General features: G+C 46.1%; 7 protein-coding genes. 4 read left to right on the top strand and 3 right to left on the bottom strand.

The window, feature by feature from the left end:
- Nucleotides 1–200 precede the first annotated feature (200 nt).
- Nucleotides 201–911 (top strand): CatA-like O-acetyltransferase, encoded by a 711-nt coding sequence (locus F6K57_RS08530; RefSeq protein WP_293066521.1) that lies wholly within the window; start codon nucleotides 201–203, stop codon nucleotides 909–911.
- 254 nt (nucleotides 912–1,165) lie between these two features.
- Here the strand turns inward: F6K57_RS08530 and F6K57_RS08525 are convergent, their stop codons facing one another.
- The gene (locus F6K57_RS08525) at nucleotides 1,166–4,963 is read right to left on the bottom strand and encodes a HEAT repeat domain-containing protein (protein ID WP_293066518.1); all 3,798 of its coding nucleotides are present in this window, start codon (nucleotides 4,961–4,963) and stop codon (nucleotides 1,166–1,168) included.
- Between the two features lie 110 nt (nucleotides 4,964–5,073).
- Between F6K57_RS08525 and F6K57_RS08520 the strand changes: the two genes are divergently transcribed.
- Nucleotides 5,074–5,235, top strand: a complete 162-nt coding sequence (locus F6K57_RS08520; protein WP_293066515.1) for a hypothetical protein — start codon at nucleotides 5,074–5,076, stop codon at nucleotides 5,233–5,235.
- A gap of 195 nt (nucleotides 5,236–5,430) precedes the next feature.
- Here F6K57_RS08520 and F6K57_RS08515 read toward each other — a convergent pair whose 3' ends face one another.
- Complete coding sequence (locus F6K57_RS08515; RefSeq protein WP_293066512.1) at nucleotides 5,431–5,652, bottom strand: hypothetical protein; 222 nt, start codon at nucleotides 5,650–5,652, stop codon at nucleotides 5,431–5,433.
- Nucleotides 5,653–5,922: 270 nt separating this feature from the next.
- Here F6K57_RS08515 and F6K57_RS08510 point away from each other — a divergent pair, with 270 nt between their 5' ends.
- Both F6K57_RS08510 and F6K57_RS08505 read left to right on the top strand, forming a co-directional pair.
- Nucleotides 5,923–6,192 (top strand): Asr1405/Asl0597 family protein, encoded by a 270-nt coding sequence (locus F6K57_RS08510; RefSeq protein WP_293021268.1) that lies wholly within the window; start codon nucleotides 5,923–5,925, stop codon nucleotides 6,190–6,192.
- A 190-nt stretch (nucleotides 6,193–6,382) separates the two neighbouring features.
- Nucleotides 6,383–7,459, top strand: coding sequence for an ABC transporter ATP-binding protein (locus F6K57_RS08505; protein ID WP_293021267.1), 1,077 nt, complete (start codon nucleotides 6,383–6,385; stop codon nucleotides 7,457–7,459).
- Here F6K57_RS08505 and F6K57_RS08500 read toward each other — a convergent pair.
- Nucleotides 7,439–7,612 carry a hypothetical protein gene (locus F6K57_RS08500; protein WP_293066507.1) on the bottom strand — a complete coding sequence of 58 codons (174 nt, stop codon included), beginning with the start codon at nucleotides 7,610–7,612 and terminating at the stop codon, nucleotides 7,439–7,441. The genes F6K57_RS08505 and F6K57_RS08500 overlap by 21 nt on opposite strands.
- Nucleotides 7,613–7,709: the final 97 nt, after the last annotated feature.

The following is a 7,709-nucleotide window of genomic DNA, read 5'->3' as shown; positions in this document are numbered from 1 at the left end:
TATTCCCTATTCCCTATTCCCTATTCCCTATTCCCTATTCCCTATTCCCTATTCCCTATTCCCTATTCCCTATTCCCTATTCCCTATTCCCTATTCCCTATTCCCTATTCCCTATTCCCTATTCCCTGTTCCCTGTTCCCTGTTCCCTAAAATCCAGAAATTTTGTACCTCATAGCTATGAGAATTTATATAGTTAAATCATGGATGATTTAAATTACTATTTAGACAAATACGATGCTATACCCTTAGATACTGATCAATACAAAAATAGTTATGTCGGCTGGGCACTAGACTTTTTTATTGATGAAACAAAGGTAATAAATCCTTATTTAGATATTACGTTACGATTAGACTTAACCGATGCGGAAACTAATTATAAGGATAATTTTAAGAATGACTATTCCACCTTTACGTGTTTCTTAATCTGGAAATTACTTAAAGCCCTGAAAGATCATCCTTCTTTTTGGTGGAGATTTATTAACCAGAAATGGTATCAAATTAATAACCCACCATTATTTTGTCCGACAGCAGTGGGAGGCGAAGCTCGATTTTTACCAATAATCATTAATAATGCCACAAAATTAGGATGGCTTGAATTTTCAGAACTATACAAAAATACCAAAGACAGTATTTTCGCTAATCCTATATGCTCTAATAATAGAGATATCTCCTATGCTTACCAACTATGTCAATTTGTTGGTAATCTTCCTGGCTTGGATTTTTTAAGTTTTGCTATGCAGACAGGTCGTGGAAATACCCAGAGTTTTTTCTACTTTGGGAAGCGAACCTACTACGAAAATCAGCAAAGATTAACGGTTCCTTTAGCTATAAAATTTCACCATAGCAATTTAGATCCATTCCTAATCGAATTGTTAGTTAAGGATTATCTAGCTGAATTAAGTAAGCTTTAATACAGTAGTTTTTACTTGGGTGAGTACAGAGTTTCTGGTTTTAGGGAACAGGGAACAGGGAACAGGGAATAGGGAAGACAGAAGAGGGAACAGGGCAAAAATTCTGTATACCTCATTAGGCTAAAAACCGCTATAGATCAATAGGCAAAACTGCGCTCAATCCCTACTCCCTACTCCCTACTCCCTACTCCCTACTCCCTACTCCCTACTCCCTACTCCCTACTCCCTACTCCCTACTCCCTACTCCCTACTCCCTACAACTCAATCGAATAATAATCCAAAGCACCAACTCCCGCACCCTGAGTCCACCGTGAATCAGGTTTCCAAGCACCATTGATTTCTTCCCGACGGCGAGTGTAGACAGTGAGCTGATTATCCTTTACTTTCAGTAGATTATATTGCCAAGGATAACCGGGTATGAGTTCTCTGGTGGGTGCGCCAAAGGTGCCAGCACCAATTTGGTCGAGTTTGCGCCCAGTTGGACTGAGGTCGTAACGGAAAAGGCTGGTTTCGGCTTTGTGGATGTGTCCGTGGAGGAAAAAGCGGAATCCAGCTTGGGCGAGTTGTTCCATGAATCCTTGGTCGGTAATCCTATCGCTTCCAGCACTATTCAGGGCATGGTGCCAAACCGCAATTTTCAGGCAGTTGCCGTAGTCTGGGTTACGGCGAATTTCGGTCAGGGCGTTGCTCAGAGCACCGGAGTGGATACTAGCACGGTCTCTGAAGTAGCGATCCAGTTCCCAAGCGGAGTTTAGTCCTAGGATCAGCAAGTTTTGCTCTGGGAAATAGTCGATAATGGCTTGCTGGTCATAGTCGAGGGGATAGGGTTCAGTTTTGATAGCTTGATAGAATTGGCTGAAGTGGGTAAACCGTTGTTGGTATTTGGCTTCATCTCGGACTCGAATCACATCTTCACCTTTGATGTAGTGACCCTCTTTGAGTTCACCATCGTAGTCTTCGAGATCCAATAACTGATAACCCCGCTTTGCTAGTTCCCAATTGAGGTCATGGTTACCAGGAACTAGAACAATTTGCTTCGAGTCTAGGGAAAAGTCTTGGCGGAGGTTGTCGAGAAACTGTTGTGCTGCCTGGTATTCGTCTGGAGTGGAATAATTCGCGATATCACCGGAGAGGATAAGAGCATCAAGGTGAGGGATTTGAAGGTCTTGGATTAGGTCTTGGGCGAGTTGGTTTGACCAAAGGGTAGCTTGCTCAGGGGTGGTGATGTGGAGGTCCGAGAGGTGGAGGATGTACATGGTTTGAGTCGGTTTGGGACAATAGATTGGGTTGTAGACTTGGTAGCGCTCTTGAATGGCGTTAAGGGCATTTATGATTTCAGAAAAAATATCTTTATCATTAGTTGCTGCCGATTCTTCCTTGTTCAGGAGATTAATCAGTTTAGGAATAGTGGCTTCTGTGCCAATTTTTCCCAGAGCTTCTGCCGCATGCGTACGCACAGAATAGTAGTGATCATACAGCAATTTAATTAAGGGGTCGATGGTGGCTTCTGTCCCGATTTTTTCCAGAGCATCTGCCGCACTCCTACGCACATCAGGGTGGTCATCATCCAGCAATTTAATTAAGGGGTCGATGGTGGCTTCTGTCCCGATTTTTCCCAGAGCATCTGCCGCACTCCTACGCACATCAGGGTGGTCATCATCCAGCAATTTAATTAAGGGGTCTATCGTGGATTTTGTCCCCATATTTCCCAGAGCTTCTGCCCCCATATAACGCACCTGCCAGTTGTCATCATCCAGCAATTTAATTAAGGGGTCGATGGTGGCTTCTGTCCCGATATTTCCCAGAGCAGATGCCGCACTATAACGCACCTGCCAGTTGTCATCATCCAGCAATTTAATTAAGGGGTCGATGGTGGCTTCTGTCCCGATGTTTCCCAGAGCTTCTGCCGCACTACTACGCACCAAATAGTGGTAATCATCCAGCAATTTTTTAATTAACGGGTCGATGGTGGCTTCTGTGCCGATTTTTCCCAGAGCTTCTGCCGCACTACTACGCACCAAATAGTGGTAATCATCCAGCAATTTTTTAATTAACGGGTCGATGGTGGCTTCTGTGCCGATTTTTCCCAGAGCTTGTGCCGCACTACTACGCACATATACGTCGGGATCATCGAGCAATTTAATTAAGGGGTCGATGGTGGCTTCTGTGCCGATTTTTCCCAGAGCTTGTGCCGCATTCCAACGCACATATACTTCGGGATCATCGAGCAATTTAATTAAGGGGTCGATGGTGGCTTCTGTGCCGATTTTTCCCAGAGCTTCTGCCGCATTACTACGCACCAAAGAGTTGTGATCATCCAGCAATTTAATTAACCGGTCAATCGGCAGTTTTTTTCTAATTTTTCCCAGAGCTTCTGCCGCACGACTACGCACCAAAGAGTTGTGATCATTCAGCAATTTAATTAAGGGGTCGATGGTGGCTTCTGTGCCAATTTTTCCCAGAGCTTCTGCCGCACGACTACGCACCAAAGAGTTGTGATCATTCAGCAATTTAATTAAGGGGTATATGGTGGCTTCTATGCCGATTTTTCCCAGAGCATCTGCCACACGACTACGCACATATGAGTCATGATCATCTAGGCATTTACTTAGCTTAGGTATCGCTTTTTCTAATTCCGTTATTTCCAACAAATGAACCTTAACTAAGGTCGGAACGTCTAACCGAGCCACTAACTCAACAGTCTGCTCCTGAAACTCGGGTTTTACTGCTCCTGCTAACCTCGCTCCTAGTTGCCAATCCATTGCTAACCCTAACTTTACCAACCGCTGGGCTTGGGATTGATCATCTAGCAATTGCAGCATCAGCACCAGAGGTTCTGTCCATTTCAAATAATTGAGATAGTTCTGTTGCAATTCCTGATCACTAAGACGTGGTAATTGCTTCAATAAATATTCGGCTGTATAGTATTCTTGGATAAGTTGATGTCGAAACTCAATCAACTCTCCTGATTGTTGAATCAAGTGATGCTTCAGTAAGTCCTTTAGCCAAGTCCTAGCGCGAACTTTAGGATCGAGACAACCATTCTGACCTAGATAGTTAGTTAAAATTTCCTCGGCTTTTGTCTTAGGAATAGCAACAGTAATCTCTTTGGGCTTATCCCCTGCTGTCATCACAAACCCTAACTCTTGCAGCAAGTCAGTCCAAAATCCTCTTGATTCCTCGGAAACCTTAACATCTTGCTTGATGTTATCAGAATAGAACTGGGTAAATGAGCGAAACACTAACCCCAGATTCGATGGTATCTCTCCCTTATCCTGAAACAGGGCACACAGCATCATCAATAGTAGGGGGGTTTGCCCAAATTCCCGTAAGCGATCGCCCAACTGCTCAAGCATCTGCTCTCCCTGTTGTGGCAAATACTTTCGGACAAACTCCGACATTTGCTCTACACTCAAGGGTTGCATTTCCAACTTCTTCTGAATCCCCAAGTCACCACCTACTCCTAAATCCCTAGTGGTGAAAATCATTGGAGTACGCTTCTGGTAATCCTGCCGAAACTGAGTCAAATCCACACGTGCTGCTTCTGAGGGTAGCTCGTTAACGCCATCAATCAGTAACCAGAATTCTCCCTCAAACAATAGTCTTTCGATCTCGGTGGAGTCGAGGAGTAGACCATGGCGTATAAGAAAATTCCGCACTAACTCCAGCACGGATGTCTGGTAATATCGCAGTTCCACCAGCACCGGAATTTTGCTTGGTATCCCTTCATCCCCCAACAATCGCACTAAGGCGGTGGATTTACCCGAACCCGGACGTCCCACTAGTAAGACATGGTCAGTAGCATACTTGCGCAATCCTTCTAGGACAGGCAATCGCTCAATTTCTTTTTGATTTTTGTCTTCTTCCGGATTTTGGTCTCTTTGTGGCTGCTCCGACTTGATGGTTTGCACCATTAGGCCAAAATCAAACAGCATAGGGGTTCGTTGCTGCTGCTTGGGCTTGCGGCCTTCGACATCAGTGAGGGTATAAACTTGCCACCATTGGGCGTAGGTGTTACGGATTGATTCTAGATAGGGATCCCAATTGACCATGTTAAGGATGAATTATGAAGGTTGAATTATCTGGCACCCTTGTGATTTATTCTAGCTGGGCAGCTGAGTTGGTGGGCAGTGCTTTGCTATGGGATCGGGAGCTGAGCTGATTGGTCTGCTGCACTGCCCACCCTACATCGGCTGAGTTGGTGGAACTGGCATCTTGCCAGTTTCAATATATGTTGGGGCGGGCAGTTGGTGGGCAGTGCTTTGCTATGGGATCGGGAGCTGTACTGATTGCTCTGCTGCACTGCCCACCCTACATCGGCTGAGTTGGTGGAACTGGCATCTTGCCAGTTTCAATATATGTTGGGGCCGGCAGTTGGTGGGCAGTGCTTTGCTATGGGATCGGGAGCTGTACTGATTGCTCTGCTGCACTGCCCACCCTACATCGGCTGAGTTGGTGGAACTGGCATCTTGCCAGTTTCAATATATGTTGGGGCGGCCAGTTGGTGGGCAGTGCTTTGCTATGGGATCGGGAGCTGTACTGATTGCTCTGCTGCACTGCCCACCCTACATCGGCTGAGTTGGTGGAACTGGCATCTTGCCAGTTTCAATATATGTTGGGGCGGCCAGTTGGTGGGCAGTGCTTTGCTATGGGATCGGGAGCTGTACTGATTGCTCTGCTGCACTGCCCACCCTACATCGGCTGGTGTGATTGTGATTGTAGTTGCAATTATAGTTGACAAAATTATCTATAAGTGCTTATACCCCTTGCCCTAGATATTTCCATCTCCTGATCACCCCATTTCCCGGTCTTCCAGTGCTATTCTCCGACTGGCAACTGTTAGGATAATATTTTTTTTGTAAATTAGTTGAGAAAGCTTTGCATTTGACCCCTAGATAGACTAAACTAGTCTAGGAGTATTAGCAATAACTAATCCCTGGCTGCTCAAATCTTCCCTTAACCGAGGCAGCTTGGTTCCAGCTTTTAACAAAAAACTATAGCATTATTGATTATGGATCCATCTATATCTGAATCAGAGGCCAGTCAAGTGATTGAGATCAAGTGGGGAGAGCGATGGCAAGTCTATCGGCGCTTGCAAGAGCTAGAGATTCCCTGTCACTGTAAGACTGACCAGCCCTTGAAAGCTGAAATCGATAATGTCACGGCTTTGATTCAAATTTGGAGTATCCTCAGACAGCTAACCCTTCCGCGCCAAGAGTTAATATCCTGGCTCGATGATTGCTGGCGGCTTCCTAGCAAAAGGCGCAAGGAGAAACTTTAAGTAGTAGGTAAGCATTCAGCCCTCAGCGGTCAGCCGTCAGCTTTCCATAACTCAGATTAAACTACTGATCCTGCAGGTCTACTCAACCTTCAACCTTCAACCTTCAACCAACAAACCTTCAACCTCCCAACCTTCAACCTCCCAACCTGCCAACCTGCCAACCTTAAAAGAATACCTTTAAGATCCATTCATGACAAAACCAGCAATTCTACATTTAGAAGGGATTACTAAACACTTTGAGCAAACCACTGAGCCAGCAGTGGGGAATGTGTCGTTTACCCTCCATGAAGGGGATTTACTGGGATTAGTGGGGCCATCTGGCTGTGGCAAAACGACTTTACTGCGGATTGTAGCTGGGTTTGAGCGACCCCAAGCCGGACTAGTGGTATTGGCAGGACGGAAAGTGACTGGGCCAGGGTATTGGTTACCACCAGAACAGCGCAATACTGGTATGGTCTTTCAAGACTATGCTCTATTTCCTCATCTGACCGTAGCAGAGAATGTGGCGTTTGGGCTTAAGCAGAATCGGAAACAGAAGAGTGGTGTCTCGGTCAAGAATAATACGGAAGATGCGATCGCATTAGTCGGATTAGCTGGCATGGGCAAACGTTATCCCCACGAACTCTCTGGTGGTCAGCAGCAGCGAGTAGCCCTAGCCCGTGCCTTAGCCCCCAGACCTAAATTAATTCTATTGGATGAACCCCTCAGCAATCTCGATGTCCAAGTGCGTCTGCGGTTGCGTCAGGAAGTGCGAGCTATTCTCAAAGAAACCGGAACCTCTGCTATTTTTGTCACCCATGACCAAGAAGAAGCCTTATCGATATCCGACCAAGTGGGAGTCATGCGTTCTGGTCGATTAGAGCAATTGGGGACACCAGAAGAAATCTATACCAATCCCAGCTCTCGCTTTGTAGCAGAATTCGTCACCCAAGCCAACTTTTTACCAGCCCAACGCAGAGGAGACCTATGGGAAACAGAAGTAGGCTCCTTTGCCATCAGAGTCAATGATGCCATACTTAATACTAAACTCGATCAGCTGGAGGAAGGGGAGCTAATGCTTCGGGAAGAAAATGTTCTTCTCAAGCCTGATGATGACTCCACCGTAGTGATTCAAGACCGACATTTCCTAGGTCGTGAATACCGCTACTGTTTACAAACCGCTTCCGGCAAAAAACTCCACGCTCGCACCAACCTAAGCACTCAACTACCCGTAGGAAAGCGGGTGCGACTGTCTGTAGCTGACCCATCAGTACCGATTTTTGCCTGAGGGAAAAGGGAAAAGGGAAAAGGGAATAGGGAGTAGGGAGTAGGGAGTAGGGAGCAGGGAGCAGGGAGCAGGGAGCAGGGGTAAGAGTGCATAAAATTGTCCTGTCAACCTATCAACCTTCAACCTGTCAACCTTAAACCTGTCAACATACACTGGAGCATGCCGAAAGGCCGGTCAAAAGACTGAGTTTACCCAGGAGCTGGGTGAGGTGAAAGTCTCACGCCCAGTTCTGAAGCGGAGGTGCTCCCCT

Source organism: Moorena sp. SIO4A5 (assembly GCF_010672005.1).
In the GTDB taxonomy this organism is placed as follows: domain Bacteria; phylum Cyanobacteriota; class Cyanobacteriia; order Cyanobacteriales; family Coleofasciculaceae; genus Moorena.
This window is presented reverse-complemented; position numbering and strand designations above follow the sequence as displayed.